Annotated in this window: 15 protein-coding genes; 6 read left to right on the forward strand and 9 right to left on the reverse strand. The window is 37.8% G+C overall.

What is annotated here, in order from left to right:
• Window positions 1-241: 241 nt before the first annotated feature.
• The 6 genes from mutL to ACP3T3_RS14215 all read left to right on the forward strand — a co-directional run bounded on the left by mutL (window position 242) and on the right by ACP3T3_RS14215 (window position 5,625).
• On the forward strand, window positions 242-2,038 hold the full coding sequence (gene mutL / locus ACP3T3_RS14190; RefSeq protein WP_426476487.1) for a DNA mismatch repair endonuclease MutL: 1,797 nt from the start codon (window positions 242-244) through the stop codon (window positions 2,036-2,038).
• 5 nt (window positions 2,039-2,043) lie between these two features.
• Window positions 2,044-2,772 (forward strand): rhomboid family intramembrane serine protease, encoded by a 729-nt coding sequence (locus ACP3T3_RS14195; RefSeq protein ID WP_426476488.1) that lies wholly within the window; start codon window positions 2,044-2,046, stop codon window positions 2,770-2,772.
• Between the two features lie 9 nt (window positions 2,773-2,781).
• Window positions 2,782-3,774, forward strand: a complete 993-nt coding sequence (locus ACP3T3_RS14200) for an endonuclease/exonuclease/phosphatase family protein (RefSeq protein ID WP_426476489.1) — start codon at window positions 2,782-2,784, stop codon at window positions 3,772-3,774.
• Window positions 3,775-3,848: 74 nt separating this feature from the next.
• Window positions 3,849-4,820, forward strand: coding sequence for an endonuclease/exonuclease/phosphatase family protein (locus ACP3T3_RS14205; RefSeq protein ID WP_426476490.1), 972 nt, complete (start codon window positions 3,849-3,851; stop codon window positions 4,818-4,820).
• 4 nt (window positions 4,821-4,824) lie between these two features.
• A complete protein-coding gene (locus ACP3T3_RS14210; protein WP_426476491.1) occupies window positions 4,825-5,187 on the forward strand; it encodes a hypothetical protein in 363 nt (120 codons plus the stop codon).
• Between the two features lie 27 nt (window positions 5,188-5,214).
• Window positions 5,215-5,625 carry a hypothetical protein gene (locus ACP3T3_RS14215; RefSeq protein WP_426476492.1) on the forward strand — a complete coding sequence of 137 codons (411 nt, stop codon included), beginning with the start codon at window positions 5,215-5,217 and terminating at the stop codon, window positions 5,623-5,625.
• 67 nt (window positions 5,626-5,692) lie between these two features.
• Here the strand turns inward: ACP3T3_RS14215 and ACP3T3_RS14220 are convergent, their stop codons facing one another.
• From ACP3T3_RS14220 to murG, 9 genes are all read right to left on the reverse strand, one after another.
• Window positions 5,693-7,207 (reverse strand): GH3 auxin-responsive promoter family protein, encoded by a 1,515-nt coding sequence (locus tag ACP3T3_RS14220; protein ID WP_426476493.1) that lies wholly within the window; start codon window positions 7,205-7,207, stop codon window positions 5,693-5,695.
• Between the two features lie 105 nt (window positions 7,208-7,312).
• A complete protein-coding gene (locus ACP3T3_RS14225) occupies window positions 7,313-7,723 on the reverse strand; it encodes a BrxA/BrxB family bacilliredoxin (RefSeq protein ID WP_426476494.1) in 411 nt (136 codons plus the stop codon).
• Between the two features lie 450 nt (window positions 7,724-8,173).
• On the reverse strand, window positions 8,174-8,620 hold the full coding sequence (locus ACP3T3_RS14230; RefSeq protein WP_426476495.1) for a GatB/YqeY domain-containing protein: 447 nt from the start codon (window positions 8,618-8,620) through the stop codon (window positions 8,174-8,176).
• Window positions 8,621-8,714: 94 nt separating this feature from the next.
• Window positions 8,715-10,628 (reverse strand): cell division protein FtsZ, encoded by a 1,914-nt coding sequence (gene ftsZ, locus ACP3T3_RS14235; RefSeq protein ID WP_426476496.1) that lies wholly within the window; start codon window positions 10,626-10,628, stop codon window positions 8,715-8,717.
• 91 nt (window positions 10,629-10,719) lie between these two features.
• A complete protein-coding gene (ftsA, locus tag ACP3T3_RS14240) occupies window positions 10,720-12,105 on the reverse strand; it encodes a cell division protein FtsA (protein ID WP_426476497.1) in 1,386 nt (461 codons plus the stop codon).
• 87 nt (window positions 12,106-12,192) lie between these two features.
• Window positions 12,193-13,158 carry a cell division protein FtsQ/DivIB gene (locus ACP3T3_RS14245; RefSeq protein WP_426476498.1) on the reverse strand — a complete coding sequence of 322 codons (966 nt, stop codon included), beginning with the start codon at window positions 13,156-13,158 and terminating at the stop codon, window positions 12,193-12,195.
• 65 nt (window positions 13,159-13,223) lie between these two features.
• Window positions 13,224-13,601, reverse strand: coding sequence for a GxxExxY protein (locus ACP3T3_RS14250; protein ID WP_426476499.1), 378 nt, complete (start codon window positions 13,599-13,601; stop codon window positions 13,224-13,226).
• A 199-nt stretch (window positions 13,602-13,800) separates the two neighbouring features.
• On the reverse strand, window positions 13,801-15,159 hold the full coding sequence (murC, locus tag ACP3T3_RS14255) for a UDP-N-acetylmuramate--L-alanine ligase (RefSeq protein WP_426479976.1): 1,359 nt from the start codon (window positions 15,157-15,159) through the stop codon (window positions 13,801-13,803).
• A gap of 81 nt (window positions 15,160-15,240) precedes the next feature.
• On the reverse strand, window positions 15,241-16,332 hold the full coding sequence (gene murG / locus ACP3T3_RS14260) for an undecaprenyldiphospho-muramoylpentapeptide beta-N-acetylglucosaminyltransferase (protein WP_426476500.1): 1,092 nt from the start codon (window positions 16,330-16,332) through the stop codon (window positions 15,241-15,243).

Below are 16,332 nucleotides of genomic sequence, written 5' to 3' on the forward strand. Positions count from 1 at the left end.
TTTCTGAAAAAACAACTTCCGGACCTGTGTTTTTATTGTTCATTTGCTATGTTTTAATGGTCATTGAAATGAAAATTTCCAGATTGAATCAATAAACCTGCTAACGCCCTTCATTACAAACATTAAAAAAATCAGTTGGGGATAAATAGGCAAAAATGTTGATAATTAAATATTAAATCACGGTTTTAGTATTTTAATTCCCGTTTTCATTGACTATTTTTGTAAGTTGATTTACGTTTTTATGTCAGATATTATTCAGCTTTTACCGGATCATGTAGCCAACCAGATTGCAGCAGGAGAGGTGGTGCAGAGGCCTGCATCCATCGTGAAAGAACTTTTGGAAAATGCTATTGATGCAGATGCAACGAAAATTGAACTGATCATCAGGGATGCCGGGAAAAACCTCATTCAGGTGGTAGATGACGGAAAAGGGATGTCTGAGACAGATGCCCGTATGGCGTTTGAAAGACATGCTACTTCCAAAATCAAAGGGACAGAAGATATCTTTAAAATTGTCACAAAAGGATTCCGTGGTGAAGCGCTTGCTTCTATTGCAGCCGTTTCCCAGGTAGAGCTGAGAACGAAACAGAAAGACACTTCCATCGGAACCAATATCTATATCGAAGGTGGAGTTTTCCAGTTTCAGGATCCTGTTCAGACAGCAGACGGATCAAACTTCTTAGTAAAAAATCTTTTCTACAACGTTCCTGCAAGAAGGAAGTTTTTGAAAAATAACAATATTGAATTCAGACACGTAATAGATGAATTTCAGCGTGTTGCATTAGCTCATGAGAACCTGGAGTTTTCTCTGTTCCATGATGATGAAGCCGTTTTCAGACTGAGAAAAGGAAGTCAGATGCAGCGTATTGTAGATGTTTTCGGAAGGAAACTTCAGCCGCTTTTGATTCCTATTAAAGAAGATATCATCTGGTGTAAGCTTCACGGGTTTGTTGCCAAGCCTGAAGGGGCCAAAAAAGCAAGAGGAGAGCAGTTTCTTTTTGTAAATGGAAGATATTTCAGAAGCCCATACTTCAATAAAGCAGTGCAGGAAGCTTTTGAAGGACTTCTTCAGCCGGGATATGTACCTTCGTTTTTCCTTTTCCTGGAGCTTGATCCTGAGAAAATAGATGTGAATATCCATCCGCAGAAAACAGAGGTGAAATTTGAAGATGAGCACCTTATTTTTGCTTTGCTTCGGTCAACCATTAAAAGATCATTAGGAATTTACAATGTTTCTCCAAGTCTTGATTTTGACAGAGATCCGGAGCTGGATGAGATGATGAATAAACCTATTCCAAGTAAAAGCAATGGCGGGGGAAACAGCGGAGGGATTATCAAAATGCCTGAAATTATTGTAGATAAAGATTATAATCCGTTCCTGGAAGAGAGAAATGTAGTGCATCCGGAAGAAATTCAGAACCTTACGGAAATGTACCATCAGAATATAACAGCAGAACCTTCAAAGATCAATTTATTTGAAGATGAAGATTTTGACGAAGATCTGATGAGGCTTCCAAACGGGTACTGGCTTTTCAATAAAGGGGATGTAACACTCATGCTGGATCTCGGAAGAATGCACAGGCTGCTGACATCTGAACATAATAAACCTGTCAGAAAATCAAGCACAAACAGCCATGCCCTTCTTTTCTCTCTGGAGTATCATATGAATGAGATCGAAAAGACAAAATACAATTCGATCAAAAAATATCTTCCGGAATTAGGGTTTGACATGAAAATTGCTCATGAAAGTGTACTTCGGATAGATTCACTTCCTGAAGGACTGAAAGAAACACAGGCCATGAAGTTCCTGGAAAACCTTTTTGAGATCCTGGAATACAAGACAGAAGAAGAATTTATGCAGTATTACCATAATCAATGGAACAAAATGCAGTCGAAGTCAAGATTTGACTTTATTTATAAAAAAGATGCGGAACAGGTTATTAAAGACTTTACAGCATTAGGCTTCCCGGAATTTTTACCGGACGGAAAAAGATGTTATTATGAGGTTCCGTTTAACGACTTTAAAAACAAATTTTAAAAAATATGTTTAACAATATACCACCCATCACAAGGAATATCATTATCATCAATGTTATAGTATTTATTGTGACATACTTCATGGGAAACCAGATGATTGGCTACCTTGCGGGCTTTTATCCGTTCTCTCCATTTTTCCATTCATGGCAGGTGATTACTCATATGTTCATGCATGGAAGTATCATGCATATTTTATTTAATATGATGACGCTCTTTAGTTTTGGGCCAATTCTGGAGCAAACATTAGGAGATAAAAAATATTTGATTTTATACTTTGCAAGTGGTTTAGGAGCATTTTTCCTTTTTAATGCATGGAATTTTGTTGAAGTTCAGCAGCTTTCCCATGAATTAGAGCAGCTAGGGTTCAATGTAAATGCCTATTTATCTGGTGCAAGTGTTGAATTTACCGGAAATACAAGTTCTATTCTTAAACAAAAGGAATTACTGGAAAGCTTTAAAGCTATTGTTGCAACACCAATGGTTGGAGCTTCCGGAGCAATTTTTGGAGTGGTAGCGGCATTTGCAACACTATATCCGGACTCTAAAATCGGAATCATGTTTATTCCGGTACCGATTAAAGTAAAATACCTGTTGCCAATCATTGTGGTTATCTCTGTATACCTTGGTATTTCCGGTAATGGCGGGGGTATTGCTCATCTGGCTCACGTAGGAGGAGCTTTGGTTGGCTGGCTGCTGGCCAGAATTTGGAAAAAGCATTTATACAGATTCAACTAAAGTAAGATTGTGAAGATTTTCCGACTCATAGTATTGATTATCCACCTGGGAATTTTGTTTCTGCTGCTGGGTACTTTACTGAACGCTTACGTACCGCCAAAGATTTTTCCATGGTTTAACCTGCTGTCATTAGGATTCCCGGTTCTTATGATTCTATATATTATCCTGACCATATTCTGGGTGTTCAGCTGGAAAAAAAGAGCTTTAGCATTTATGTTTGCCGGCCTAGCCTTTATAAACCCTGTCAAACGCTGGGTTAACTATTCATCACCTAAAAATGAAGCTTCCAATATAAAAGTAGTTTCTTTCAATACTAATGCTGGAGGTAGAGGAAGTGAGAAGATTGGACCTTACCTAAGATCACAAGAAGCAGATGTCCTTCTCTTACAGGAGGACGCTGGCATAGTATATCAATTTGAAGGGTATCAAAAGGCTAACCCACCTTTTGGATTAACTGTTTTAACCAGACATAAAATTATTAGTGAAAAGGTTATAGAATCACAGGATAAAAGTGTAAGGGTACCCGGTTTGCAGGTTGATATAGAAATTAAGGGCAGGATATATCGGTTTATTGATGTCCATCTGCACTCGTTCCACTTTGAAAAAGATATGGTGAAGCTCAACGGAAATACTGACACCAATGAACAAAAGGTAAAAGATGTAGTTAAAAAACTGATTCCCACCTTTAAGAAACATCAGGAACAGGTTAGCTTGATTCGTGAAGCCATTGATAATTCACCCTATCCTGTCATCCTTGCCGGGGATTTTAATTCTGTACCCAACTCTTACGAATATTACCATTTATCAGATGGGCTGGACGATGCATTTCTAACCGCAGGAAAAGGAAGTGCCACCAGCTTTCACGATTATAAATTCCCCATTAGAATCGACTATATTTTTTCTTCAAAATCATTAAAGGCAATATCTTATGAAGTTGACCGTTCTGTAAGTATTTCAGATCATTATCCTGTCACAGTAAAGTTTGCTACGGAGAGCCAATAATCATAAAAAATAGTTAAAGTTATCTGCTTGGTAGGATTTTTGTTGAAAGAAAACCATACCAAGACCGTTTTTTCATGAAGTCGAACCAGATAGTACTATTTATACATATCGTTGTTGCCGTTTTGCTGCTATGCACATTGGGGAATGCGTGGATTCCACCCAATATTTTGGGCAACCTGAATCTTCTGTCTCTTGGTTTTCCATATCTGATGCTGGCACATGTAATTCTTACCCTGTTTTGGATCTTTAAAAAAGAAAAAATAGCGATCGCTTTTGCATTGGGCACACTTATTTTCTATAATCCGATCAGACGATGGATCAACTTTTCTCCTAAAACAGAAAATCTAAAAACAATACGGGATATCAAGGTCCTTACTTTTAATGTAAAGTATGGAGAGTATGGCTGGGATAAAGTACAGGATTATATCAAAGCCCAGGATGCCGATATTATTCTTGTACAGGAAAAAGATACTAACCGGGTTATCAAACGAGATCTTATAAAATACCCCTCAGTTATTCTTAAAACTAAACATAAAATTGTAAGACAGGCTGAACTTATCGATGAGAAGGCACGTGGAAATTCATTCTACGCTGATATAGATATCAATGGAAAAGTCATTAGAATTATTAATGTTTATCTTGAACCATTCAGGCTGCATAAGTCTATGTTTACGAAACTTGATGGATTAGGTTTGGGAAACATTTCAACACTGCTTTCTCATATGACTCCAACGTTTCAGGCGCACGAAGATCAGGTAAAAAGAATCAGAAAAATGGTAGATTTATCACCTTACCCTGTTATTCTGGCCGGCGATTTTAATTCTGTTCCCAATTCATATGAATATTATAATCTTGGAAAAGACCTTCAGGACGCGTTTCTGGTAGCAGGAAAAGGAAGTGCAAGCAGTTTTCACGACTATAAAATTCCTTTGAGAATTGATTATATATTCAGTTCAAAATCAATTATTCCATTAAGCTATAAAGTAGACCAGACTGTGAAATTATCGGATCACTATCCTGTAATTGCAGAATTTCTGCTAAATTAGTTCCATGAAAAATTTACTGGCTGCAATTTTTATTTTTACCATCCTCTTTACGGCTTGCTCCAAAAAAGAATCTCCCGGATTCGGGGCTGAGCAGGAAGTTAAAGTACGTTATGATACTGCTGCTGTGGATTCCTTTTCTACAGGCGCAGTTTCAGTAGATATTGCACGTAAGATAAGAATGTCTTCTCCTCAGTATATTGATTCTGTAAAGCAGGCTAAAAAGCTTCTGGAAGAAGAAAACAAGCTTAAAGCAGAACTTGAAAAGGAAAAGAAAGGGAAACCGGAAGAAGAAAAGAAAAAAGCAGAGGCAGAAAAGAAACAGAAGTCATCAGAAAAACCTTCGGCTCCGGAAACCAAAACAGAATAACTTAAATTCCATTAAAAAAATAAAAATATGAAAAAGCAAATTCTAGCCGCAATAGTGATCTCGGTATTCACTGTAGCGTGTACAAAATCAACAACAAAAACAGAACAGGTAGAGAACCCTGACGGATCAGTTACCACTACCACAACTACAGTTACAGAAACTCCACAAGGTGTAGACACTGCAAAAATCAACAAAACAAAAGAAGACGTTGCAACAAAAGTAGACGCAGCGGGAAATAAGATTGACGACGCTGCCCAGAAAGCGAAAGATAAAATTGATGCCACAGCAGATAAGACAAAACAGGATCTTAACCAAGCAGGTAAGGACATTAAAACTGAAGCGGATAAAGTAGGAAAAGATGCAAAAGAAGCAGCAAGAAAAGGGGCTTCGAAAGTAGAGGAAGCCGCGAAGAAAGTGAAAGAAGATTTAAGCAAATAAAATAGAAAGCCGTAATTTAATTGAATTACGGCTTTTTTAATATGCAATTGAGAAAGGAGACCTTTCTTTATTTATTCATTTCCAGCAACGGATCAATATATTCCCTGTCGTTGCTTAGTCTTGGCACTTTATTTTGCCCGCCAAGCTTTCCTTTGGCCTCCAGCCAGTGATAAAACAGATTTTCCCTGGCAATATGTACTATAGGCCTTTTTAAGGTGATATTGTTGTATCTTTTTGCTTCATAATCTGAGTTTATGGTTTTTAAATGCTTGTCAAAAACATCAACAAAGTTGTCCAGGCAATCCGGATGCTGGCTGAATTCAAAAATCCATTCGTGGGCACCTCCTTCATTTCCTTTCATAAAGACAGGCGCTCCGGTGAAATCAGTGATTAATGCACCCGTTGCTTCACAAGCCTTTGAAAGGGCAGATTCCACATTGGTAATCATCAGTTCTTCTCCAAAAGCATTGATATAATGTTTCGTTCTTCCCGTTATTTTTATTCGGAAAGGATTGGTTGAAGTAAAAATTACAGTATCACCAATAAGGTATCTCCAGAGACCACCGTTCGTAGTGATTACCATGGCATAATTCTTTCCAACTTCTACATCTTCAAGGCTTACGACCTTCGGATTTGAAAAGTGGAACTGGTCCATGGGGATAAATTCATAAAATATACCATAATCCAGCATCAGAAGCATCTCATCACTATCCGGCCTGTCCTGAATACCAAAGAAGCCTTCGGAAGCGTTGTAAATTTCGTAGTAATTGATGTTTTTTCCGATGATCTGTCTGAATTGCTCCCTGTAGGGCTTAAAACTGATTCCGCCGTGAAAAAACACCTCTAAATTTGGCCAAAGCTCAGAAATACTTTCTACATTGGTCTCTTTTAATACTCTTTGCAGAAGAACCATCATCCAGCTTGGCACCCCGAGGATACTTCCCACATCTTCATTTTTAACTTCGGAAGTGATGGCTTTCAGCTTACTTTCCCATTCCCCCATCAAAGAAACCTTTTTGCTCGGCGTAGTGGTAATTTCTACCCAAAACGGGAGGTTATCAATTAAAATAGCGGATAAATCGCCAAATTTTGTGTTAAAATCTGCATACAGCTCAGAACTTCCGCCTAAACGTAAATTTTTATAATTAAAAAGCTGATTCTCGGGATGGTTGTTGGCATAAATGGAAACCATGTCCTTCCCTGCTTTCATGTGGCAGTACTCTAGGCTTTCGGCAGAGATAGGAATAAACTTGCTTTTAGCATTGGTAGTACCGGATGATTTGGCAAAATGTTTAATGAGACCGGGCCAGCTTACATCCTTATATCCCTGTCTTGCTTTTTCAATATAGGGCTCCATTTCTTCATAAGTAACAATCGGAACCTTGTTTTTAAAATCCTGATAACTTGATATAGAATTGAATCCGTATAGTTTACCATATTCTGTGTCCTCCGCGTGAAACAGCTGCGAAAAGAGAATACCTTTCTGTGTTTCAATGGGATGGTCCATGAAATTCTGTATCTGGTCAATCCTTTGGCGGATGAACCAGTTGACTACGGTATTGAAAAGTGCTTTGGTTGCCATTCCAACAAATATAATGATATTTGAATTTTCAGAAAATTTTTTACGTGATTAAATAAAAAAACCGTTACAAAATTTGCAACGGTTTGATATATAAATGTTTGTTTATTAACAATACTCATCGTATGCAGCCTGAAGGTTTGCTGCGATAGCGCCTGCAGGGTTTCCTTCAATGTGGTGTCTTTCCAGCATGTGAACCAACTCACCATCTTTGAAAAGTGCTACACATGGAGAACTTGGAGGGAATGGAGCAAGATGCTTTCTTGCTTCTGCTACAGCATCAGTATCAAATCCTGCAAATACTGTTGTTAAATGATCAGGTTTCTTATCTCCCGTCAAAGAGTACACTACTCCCGGTCTTGCAGCTCCTGCCGCACAACCGCACACGGAGTTGATGACCAATAATGTAGTTCCGGATTGCTTCAGGGCATCTTCTACCTGAGCCGGAGTTGTTAAATCCTGGAAACCTTTATCTGTAAGCTCTGCCTTCATAGGCATTACCAAATCTGTTGGATACATATATTTTGTTTTTTATCTGTACAAAGTTAAGCAATTCCTGGCGTTTGTTCAATATATAAAAACTATCAATCGTTTAGTCATAAAAAATTAATCAAATATTAATATTGTAATAATATCATAAAAAAGATGAATTAATTCTAGGAATAATAAAATATTATTGTTAAATTTGAAATGATTCTGAAAAACAAAGACCATGAAAAAAACATTTAAGGCTTTCCCTCAAGCAATCAATCACTTAAATACTTCTTAAATATGGCAGTAGATTAACTCTTTTTTCAGTTTAGAATCAAACTGATTAGCAAACTTTAATATCCAAAGAAATGAATCCCGGAACTGAACAGTCCCGGGATTCTTTAATCAAATCGATATGCAAAGGTTGTATATCCTATAGTTATGGAGCGAGCCGTGTTATGGGTATGGAAATTAATCTAAGTTCAAACACGGAACACTTTAAGAAAGGAGCTTTTTAGCCATTTCGGAAATACTTTTTCCATCAGATTTTCCGGCTAATGCTTTTGATGCAACTCCCATTACCTTCCCTAAATCTTTTATAGATTCAGCGCCGGTTTCAGAAATAATGTTTTTGATTTCTGTTTCTAATTCTTCAGCAGAAAGCTGTTTGGGTAAAAACTGCTCGATAACTTTCATTTGAGCATCTTCCACTTCAGCAAGGTCATTTCTTCCCTGTGCTGTAAACTGATCGTAAGAATCCTTACGTTGTTTTACCATTCTCTGAAGAATAGCAATTTCCTGTTCTGCAGTTACTTCGGCTCCAATAGCCTCCGTTTTAAGCAGTAATATCTGAGATTTCACAGCGCGGAGAGAGTCCAGAGCAATTTTGTCTTTAGCTCTCATTGCTGTTTTTATAGCTTCGTTTATTGTATTTTCTAAACTCATCTTACTTAATTTACCAATGTAACAGTATAGCAATGTACCAATTATAAAATGCACAGAATTGTTACATTATTAGATTGGTACATTGTTATATTATTTAGTCTACGTCTTTATTTAAAAATCTGTTTTCTCTGATCTGCATAGATCCATTGTTATCAGACAGGTAAGTATTGATGTTCTGGTCTGATGCATTGTTTCCGTCAATCGAAATATTTTTTCTTTTAAAAGCCGGAATAGACTCGAATTCGCTTGTGCTGTCAAAGCTTTGATAGCGGGAGTTGAATTCTTTTAATTTATTTCTTCTTTCAATCACTCTTTCCTGATCGATCGTTTTATTCACGAAAGTGAATTCTGATTCTTCAGTTTTTGGCGCTTCAATTTCTGTTTTGCCTTCAAAAGCTGATTTTGTTTCAGCCTTTGGCCCTTCCTGTTTCTGGTAGAATGTTTCTATTTTTTGAGCCGGCTCAGCTACCACAGCATTGGCAGGAGTATTAAATTCTGCTTTTGGCTGTCCGAAATCCTTGTTAGGTTCGTTTCTTACAGGCTCGTTTACAAAGAAACTGAATTCAACAGGTTTTTCCTCTGAAAAAGAGTTGTTGATAGGAGTTCCGGATTGTGGCTCATCTTTTTTATTTTCAAAATCAAATGAGAAAGACTGGATCTCAAGATCATTAGGATCGTCATGCTCTTCATCAATAGAGAATAAGCTGTATTCTTCTTCTCCTTCTTCGTCATTCCTCCAGCTTTGTTCAGGAGCATTTACCGTATCTTCCTCTTTATCAAAGAATTTTATCTCAGTTCTGGGCTGCTCTTCTTCAATAATCATTTTTTTTTCAGCAGACGTCACATTGAACGGAGCGTCATGGTCTTCGTCATCCAGTCTGAAAAGGTTTTTCCCTCCAAAATCATGAGTTGTCTCAGGGGCAGCCTCTCTTTCCTCTCTGGTTTTGAAAGGGGAGTTTTTTGGAGCCTCAAAGCTGTCGTTAAGACTGATTCTGATTTTTTCTGTAGGTCCGGCAAATTTCTTATTGTCATTAGAGAATCCCGTAGCGATAACAAGAACGCTTACTGCATCTCCTAATTCTTCATCAGCACCTACCCCAAAAATGATATCTGCAGTGTTTCCTGCTTCTTTCTGGATATGATCCATGATGATACCGATCTCATCCATGGTAACTTCTTCAGCACCACTTCTGATCAATAACAGCACGTTTTTAGCGCCTGTGATTTTATTATCATTCAATAATGGGGAATCAAGAGCTTTTCTTACTGCTTCCTCGGCTTTATTTTCCCCTGAAGCCGTTCCTGTAGACATCAATGCCGTACCGGAATTCTGAAGCACTGATTTAGCATCTCTAAAGTCAATGTTTACATCAAAGTAACCGGTAATAACTTCTGCCATGCCTTTCGCTGCATTGGTTAAGACCTCATCGGCTTTTGAGAATCCCTGCTTGAATCCAAGGTTCCCGAATTGTTGTCTTAGTTTATCATTGTTGATGACAATCAGTGAGTCAACATTATTTCTTAATTTATCAAGACCGTTTTCTGCCTGTTCCAACCTTCTTTTTCCTTCAAAGCTGAAAGGAACAGTAACAATACCTACGGTTAGAATTCCCATATCTTTTGCCACTTTAGCAATGACAGGAGCAGCTCCGGTACCTGTACCACCACCCATTCCGGCAGTGATAAACACCATTTTGGTGTTTTGTCCCATAGCAGCTTTGATATCTTCAATACTCTCGATGGCAGATTTCTCTCCTACTTCAGGGTCAGCACCAGCTCCAAGACCTTCTGTGATAGAGGTTCCCAACTGAACTTTATTGGCTACCGGGTTATTATCTAAAGTTTGAGCATCTGTATTGCAGATCACGAAATCAACTCCGTGAATTCCTTTCTCGTACATGTGCTTCAGGGCATTGTTTCCACCGCCCCCTACACCGATTACTTTTATAATGGATGAATTTCCTTTTGGCAAATCAAACGAAAATCCTTGTGTACCTATATTTTCCATAACTATACTTTTTACAATTATAATTGATCATTGATTAATGATAACAGATAAGAAATTGATCGTTTATCGATTATCATTCATCGTTTATAATTTACTCTACTTCTTCAAAGAATTTTTTTACTTTTTCCATAAGCGACTGCCCGAAGGTCAATTTCGCTTTTCTGTTCTCCTGTCTTTCATTCTCAACAGCCTGCTGATCCTGGACAGGGGCTGCCTGCTGAGCAGGTTGAGCGGCTTCTGTCTGTACTGCAGCCACTTCTGGTTTTGGCTGCTCAGTAACAGCTTCTACAGCTTCATCAATATTCTGCCTCTTGTCTCTGATCTTCAAACTTTCCATCAGCAATCCGATAGATGTAGCAAATTCAGGGCCTTTAAGATACTGATTTTTATCGTTGGCGATATATTCATTTGCAAAACCGATTCTGCTGTCAAAACCTGTGGTATAATTGGCCAGCTGACGAAGATGCTTTAAGTTTGAACCACCGCCGGTAAGAACAATTCCGGCAATCAATTTTTTCTTTTGTTCAAAAGCACCATAGGCTTTCAGCTCTGTATTAACCATTTCCAACACTTCTTCTACTCTTGCATTGATAATCTGTGCCAGAGTTTTTAAAGAGATTTCCTTATCCGGTCTTCCGTGAAGCCCGGGAATGGTTACAAAAGTACTGTCTTTTTCCAATTCGGGAACAGCCGAACCGAACTTTACCTTCAGCTGCTCTGCATGTTTCTCTATTATGGAGCAGCCTTCTTTGATATCTTCGGTGATAATTCCGCCTCCGTAAGGGATCACACAGGTGTGACGGATGATATTATCTTTAAAGATCGCAATATCGGTTGTACCACCACCAATATCAACAATTGCCACACCGGCTTCTTTTTCTTCTTTTGTAAGAACAGCTTCTGAAGACGCCAATGGCTCTAACGTAAGGGCTTCCATTTCCAGTCCGGCTTCACGAACGCATCTTGCAATGTTTCTGATGCTGCCCATTTGCCCTACGACAACGTGGAAGTTTGCTTCTAAACGCTTTCCATGCATTCCTACCGGTTCCTGAATTTCACCCTCGGAATCCACTTTATATTCTTGAGGAAGTACGTGGATAATTTCTTCTCCGGGAAGCATAACCAGCTTTTTTACCTGATCTTTTAATGCTTCAATGTCATCGTCTGTAATAAATTTATCCGGATGTTCACGCATAATATAATCGGAGTGCTGCAGAGAACGGATGTGTTTTCCTGCAATACCTACCGTAACCTTGCGGATAGGAACTCCGGCACTGGATTGTGCTTCGGATACTGCAGCCTTGATTGAATTAATAGTTTGTGAAATATTATTCACAATCCCTTTATGAACACCAAGACTTTTAGCTTTTCCTACACCGAGAACTTCTATTTTCCCGTGTGCATTCCTTCTCCCGACAATCGCGACTATTTTCGTCGTCCCGATGTCCAGACCTACTGAATACTCTTGATTTTCCATTTTATATCGATTTGATTTTTTTCTACTTTTTTACTTTTTTAAATCTATAAGGATGATCTCCTGTTTGTGTAATAAATGCCTGAAGACTTATTCTATTTTTACTTTTGCCTTAGGCTTGGACTGGGCCTTGACGGGAGGCTTTTTCTCTATTTTTTTTGTTTCTTTTGTATGGGTTTTCGGCTTTGCAGCCTCTTTCGGTTTTACCGGAGTGGAACTTGCTTTTTTTACTTCCGCTGTTTTTGGCTTAGCTTCCGTCCTTTTAGCTGCTGCTACAGGTGCTTTTGCCAGTTCCATTTTTCCTGCCTTTAAAATACTGTCATTTTCTTTAAAATAAGGGTTTAAAGTAGTGACAATCTGATTCTGATATTTTACAGAAACCATACTGTATTTCTGAGGGTCCTGATATACCAGGTATTTTTCAACAAAAGTTTTAAATCCTTTTACTTTAAAATCAATATTATCAAGGTCTCCAATTTCTACTCTATAGTTTCCTTCGCTGGTAAGCAGGCTATAGCTGTCTTTATTTTTTGAGATTCCAATAAAATATTTCTTGCTGAAATCATCTTTGTCAATCTTTTCTACCAGTTCTGCCAGCTTCTGATATTCATCCGGCTGTACATTTCCGGTTACCAGCATACATGGATGCGAATAGGTTCTTGAGATGGGAAATTCGGTTCCTTTTTCGTCCACATAAAAGTCTCTTCCATCTTTATTCAGCCTGAACACTGGTACTCTTTGCTTGATATCCAGATTCAGTTTTCCGTTCAGATTCAGATAAACATTGGCACTGTCCACTGCCGGCAGTGAATTGATCTTTTTTTCTAAAGCAGGAATATTAAGATCACCTACTTTTCCTGATGGATTTTCTTTTTTTACAATTTCCCTGATGTCTTTTTCATCGACAAAATAAACCGGCGTTTTCTCGCTCATCTTTACAGAAATCTTATTGTCCGTAATCTGCTCACGGCTGAATCTCCTCAATGAGAAGCTCAGTAGTAATCCTAAGATAATTACAGTGACAACAATTTTTAATATTCTGTATTTATTTTTCATACATTTTTTGTATTCATGTATTTATGTAAAATGTATTCATGAATACGTAATACATTTATTATTTTTTACAATTTATTTACAACTCGTTTTATTCCATTTTTGAATAACATTGAATGGAAATTCAAAATCATTCCAAGTTTTATATTTGTTATTCTTAAATAATTTAAAAGCTGGAAAAAATGATAATCATTAATCTCCTGAACTGCTTTTATTTCAATTATTACTTTGTTTTCAATTAATAAATCTACTCTGAACGCCTTAAAAATCTTTAACTCCTCATAGTCTATGTCAATATTTTTTTGACGTTCTACATTTAATCCTCTATTTTTTAGTTCATAAACTAAGCATTCTTCATATACATTCTCATAAAGTCCAATTCCAAGGGTACGATGTATTTTCATTCCAGCATCGAAAACAATCTCTGAAATTTCATTTTCTATCATACATTTTGTGTTTTTATTTTAACGCTATGATCGCAAAGCAATCTTCTTATTTTTTCCGTTCGCGAGGGCGTTTCACTCAGCTACGGCTATAATTTTTATATTTCGTTTTTTTATAAAAATCTGTTGTTATTCTCATTTGCTGAGTGAAACGCCTTTGCGAACGATTATATATTTTTCTTCGCGAGCATTGCGTTTATACTCAAATTTTCTCAATCCACTCACAGATAGGATCATACAGGGTATCAATATTTCCTGCGCCTACCGTAAGGAGGATATCAAAATCTTTTTCTTTTATTTTTTTAAAAGCATCAGATAATGTCGATACTTCTTTTTTATCTGATATTATTTTGTCCAGCAGCCAGCTTGAAGTAATTCCCTCAAAATTCTCCTGGAGTTCTCTCGCAGGATAAATATCAAGAAGGATCAGTTCATCTGCTTTGCTTAGGCTTTCTGCAAATCCATCTGCGAAATCTCTTGTTCTGCTGAAAAGGTGGGGCTGGAAGGCTACCAATAGTTTTTTATCAGGATAAAACGTTCTGATTGAACCCATTACAGCATTGATTTCTGTAGGATGATGGGCGTAATCATCAATATAAATTTTACCGTTTTGATAAATATGTTTGGTATATCTTCTTTTAATTCCTTTAAAATTCGAAATTGCTTTTTTCAGCGTATCAAAATCTGCGCCTAAATTATGCAGAATAGCCAGTGCTGCAGTAGCATTTTCGACATTATGGATTCCCGGGATTTCCCAGACAAAATCTTTAATCGTTTCCGTTGGGGTATGGAAGTCAAAATAAATTTTATCATGGTCCATACGCAGGTTGTCTGAATAATAATCTGCAGGCTCATTGACTGCATAGGTTTGATGGCCTCTGCCAATTTCCAGTCCTTTTCTTACAAAAAGCTGCCGATCCTTAGGAACCAAGGCCGCAAACTGTCTGAATCCTTCTTCAATATGACTTTTATCTCCATAAATATCCAAGTGATCTGCATCTGTAGAAGTTACTACCGCCCAGTCCGGGGACAGGTTCAGGAAGCTTCTGTCATATTCATCTGCCTCTACCACAGAATATTGGGACCCGTTAAACAGGAAGTTGGATTTAAAGTTTTCAGAAATTCCTCCCAAAAAGCATGAGAATGGAAGATCTGCCTCTTTGCATAAGTGGGCCACCAACGTGGAAGTTGTTGTTTTACCGTGAGTTCCTGCAATGGCAATACAATCTGTATTTTCTGTAATTAATCCTAAAACCTTCGCTCTCTTCAGAACTTCAAACTGATTTTGGTTGAAATAATCTAGAATTCCAAGTGTTTTAATAGCGGGAGTATAGATTACCAATGTATCTTCTTTCTGAAGGGAAGTTATTCTTTCATCAATAAGGTCTTCAAAAACAATATCGATCCCTTCATTCATCAGGTTCTGAGTAAGCTTTGTATTGGTTTTATCGTAACCCAATACATTTTTTCCGGATGCCTTGAAATAGCGTGCTAATGCACTCATTCCTATGCCTCCGATTCCGACGAAGTAAAAGTTTTGATATGTTTGTAAAATGTTCATTTCTTTGTTTTGTATTGCTGTATTAAAGTCCAATGTATTCATGAGTATTGTTGTCATTAATACATTTTACAATGATACTTTTTACAGTTTATTAAATATTTCGTCTACAATCTCTTTTGCCGCATTTGGCTTGGCAAAATACTTCAGATTGTCGGACATTTCTTTTCTTACATTTTCATTTTCGCAGATTTCTGATAATGTATTCCAGAATTTTTCATGCATTTCAGAATCTTTCACCATTCTGGCTGCGTTTTTTTCAACCAGGTTTATGGCATTCTTGGTTTGATGGTCTTCCGCTGCAAAAGGAAAAGGAACCAAAAGTACCGGTTTTTGTGCTACAGCCAGCTCTGAGATGGCAATAGCTCCGGCTCTGGAAACAATGACATCAGCTGCCGAATAAGCCAGTTCCATGTCTTTGATAAATTCTTTCAAATGAACAGAAGTGGGAAGCTGGAGGCTGGAAGACAATTCGCCGTAATCCAGTTTTCCGGTTTGCCAGATCAATTGATACCCTTTTTCTTTAAGATTTTCAAGGTTTTCTTTCCAGGCATTATTTAACGTTCTGGATCCTAATGAGCCGCCTACCGATAAAATGGTAAGCTTGTCTTTATCTAATCCCATTTTTTCCTTTGCTACCGCTGTTTCCTGCATTCCCGAAACAATAGTTGAGCGGATCGGATTTCCAAGGAACTTTATTTTTTCTGCGGGAAACCCTTCTACTTTTGGATAAGCGGTAAAAACGGCTTTAGCTTTCTTGCTTAAAATCTTGTTGGTTACCCCTGCATGAGCATTCTGTTCCTGGATGAAAATCGGGACACCCATTTTACTTGCTTCATAAAGCGCAGGGCCGCTGGCAAATCCGCCGGTTCCTACGGCAAAATCCGGAGCGAAGTTTTGGATTACTTTTTTAGATTTTGATAAACTCTTCAGAATCTTAAAAGGCAGTCCTAAATTGGATAATAAATTTCCCCTGTCGATTCCTGCGATATCAATTCCCTCAATTTTATATCCCGCCTGCGGAACTTTTTCCATTTCCATTTTCCCGTTGGCTCCGATGAACAAAAACTCTGCATCAGGAAATCTTCTTCTGATCTCATCAGCAATGGCGATGGCCGGGAAGATATGTCCTCCTGTTCCTCCGCCTGATAATACTATTTTTAACTTTTTGTCCAT

The organism is Chryseobacterium sp. CBSDS_008 (genome assembly GCF_049959325.1).
Taxonomy (GTDB): Bacteria; Bacteroidota; Bacteroidia; order Flavobacteriales; family Weeksellaceae; genus Chryseobacterium.

What these genes read in the sequence shown, in the direction of transcription:
- ACP3T3_RS14215 (WP_426476492.1), top strand. Translation starts at nt 5,215, where the DNA reads ATGAAAAAGCAAATTCTAGCCGCAATAGTGATCTCGGTATTCACTGTA.
- ACP3T3_RS14195 (WP_426476488.1), top strand. Translation starts at nt 2,044, where the DNA reads ATGTTTAACAATATACCACCCATCACAAGGAATATCATTATCATCAAT.
- ftsA (WP_426476497.1), bottom strand. Translation starts at nt 12,105, where the DNA reads ATGGAAAATCAAGAGTATTCAGTAGGTCTGGACATCGGGACGACGAAA.
- ACP3T3_RS14205 (WP_426476490.1), top strand. Translation starts at nt 3,849, where the DNA reads ATGAAGTCGAACCAGATAGTACTATTTATACATATCGTTGTTGCCGTT.
- ftsZ (WP_426476496.1), bottom strand. Translation starts at nt 10,628, where the DNA reads ATGGAAAATATAGGTACACAAGGATTTTCGTTTGATTTGCCAAAAGGA.
- ACP3T3_RS14220 (WP_426476493.1), bottom strand. Translation starts at nt 7,207, where the DNA reads ATGGCAACCAAAGCACTTTTCAATACCGTAGTCAACTGGTTCATCCGC.
- ACP3T3_RS14225 (WP_426476494.1), bottom strand. Translation starts at nt 7,723, where the DNA reads ATGTATCCAACAGATTTGGTAATGCCTATGAAGGCAGAGCTTACAGAT.
- mutL (WP_426476487.1), top strand. Translation starts at nt 242, where the DNA reads ATGTCAGATATTATTCAGCTTTTACCGGATCATGTAGCCAACCAGATT.
- ACP3T3_RS14245 (WP_426476498.1), bottom strand. Translation starts at nt 13,158, where the DNA reads ATGAAAAATAAATACAGAATATTAAAAATTGTTGTCACTGTAATTATC.
- ACP3T3_RS14230 (WP_426476495.1), bottom strand. Translation starts at nt 8,620, where the DNA reads ATGAGTTTAGAAAATACAATAAACGAAGCTATAAAAACAGCAATGAGA.
- ACP3T3_RS14210 (WP_426476491.1), top strand. Translation starts at nt 4,825, where the DNA reads ATGAAAAATTTACTGGCTGCAATTTTTATTTTTACCATCCTCTTTACG.
- ACP3T3_RS14250 (WP_426476499.1), bottom strand. Translation starts at nt 13,601, where the DNA reads ATGATAGAAAATGAAATTTCAGAGATTGTTTTCGATGCTGGAATGAAA.
- murG (WP_426476500.1), bottom strand. Translation starts at nt 16,332, where the DNA reads ATGGACAAAAAGTTAAAAATAGTATTATCAGGCGGAGGAACAGGAGGA.
- murC (WP_426479976.1), bottom strand. Translation starts at nt 15,159, where the DNA reads ATGAACATTTTACAAACATATCAAAACTTTTACTTCGTCGGAATCGGA.